The organism is Affinirhizobium helianthi, assembly GCF_042680945.1.
GTDB classification, from domain to species: domain Bacteria; phylum Pseudomonadota; class Alphaproteobacteria; order Rhizobiales; family Rhizobiaceae; genus Neorhizobium; species Neorhizobium helianthi.
This window is the reverse complement of the sequence record NZ_JBHUEQ010000018.1, coordinates 1-1,278: the sequence shown is the minus strand read 5'-3', so window position 1 is coordinate 1,278 and position 1,278 is coordinate 1. Positions and strand designations below refer to the sequence as shown.

Annotated in this window: 1 protein-coding gene and 1 pseudogene; both read right to left on the bottom strand. The window is 52.6% G+C overall.

Annotated elements, in window-relative coordinates; all coding sequences use genetic code 11:
- On the bottom strand, nt 1-876 hold an 876-nt coding region (locus ACFSE1_RS11100; protein WP_377400826.1), incomplete at its 3' end, for a cache domain-containing protein.
- Nucleotides 877-1,081: 205 nt separating this feature from the next.
- Nucleotides 1,082-1,278 (bottom strand): annotated as a pseudogene (locus ACFSE1_RS11095) (methyl-accepting chemotaxis protein); the annotation flags it as partial.

Sequence of the window (1,278 nt, the reverse complement as noted above, 5' to 3'; positions counted from 1 at the left end):
CTGTTCAGCCTCTTGATGCTGAAGGGCCTCATTGCGGCGCCGTTCAGCTTCCAGTTCCGCATCCTGCAGCTTCTGGCGCTCTGCCATGGTATGGCGTTCGCGCACTTTCTCTTGAAGCGCCTGTGTGGCACGGGCCATCAGGCCAATTTCATTTTTGCGAGATGTGTGAGGAATCTCGAAATCACAGTTATCGTCTGCGAGAGAGGCGAGTGCCGAGCGCAGGTGAGTAAGAGGCCCGGTGATGCCCTTGATGATGAGGTAGGCGACGCCGATGGCAAGCACCATAACGGCCACGCTGGCAGAGGCACTCTTGACCGCATTCTTCCACACGAATGCGTCCAGATCGTCCAGGTAGGCGCCTGTGCCAACCATCATGCCCCAGGGCTCGAAAGGAAGCGAATAACCCACCTTGGGAACCGCTTCCGTCTCCGGCATGCCGGGACGTGGCCAAACATAGGTGATCCAGGTTTTTTCGTTGCGCGCATTGTCGATCAGTGCGGTAATGAGGCGGAAGCCGTTCTTGTCGGCAACGTGGTTGAAGTTCTTGCCAACGCCAACATGGCCGGGATAGATCAGGCGATTACCGGCATAGTCATAGCCAAACATGTAACCATCCGGGTTGTAGCGCATGGCTTCAACCGAACTGAAGGCCAATTTTTGCGCTTCTTCCCGCGAGAGTTCACCTTTGACCTCAAGATCGCGATAATGGGACAGGATGCCGAGAGCGCTCTCCGTCTGAATACGCTGCATATCGTAGCGCTGCTGGTAAAGAGAGTCCTTCAGAACAAACATCTGACTGACAAGAACCAGACAAAAGCACAGGATCAAGCTACCGATCAGGATGGCGAGCTGTGTAGAAATTCGAAGATTCTTCATATCAATCCCCCGTTGTGATTTATGTCAAATACGAGAAGATTTAAACTTAGATGAACGCAATATAGCGATGTATTATAAGGAATAGATGATAATATATGAATAAAAGAAAAAAATATATTTGGAATATAAATTAGAGATTATCAAACAAAAAGCAAAAACGCCGGGTTTTGGCCCGGCGTTTTTGTATTTCGGTGATCGATCTGGATCAGCCAGCGCGTCGCATCTGCTGTGCCATGCCATGCAGGGCGCTCGTGGAAGCACTGCCATTTCCGGTGCGGAAGCCGCCGATCAGCTCCAGAAGATCGCCGGTGTCATTGGCCAGAACTTCCGCCGAGGCCGTGGTCTCTTCCGCCATGGCCGCGTTCTGCTGCGTGGCGCTATCCAGCTGGTTCAGCGCAGACG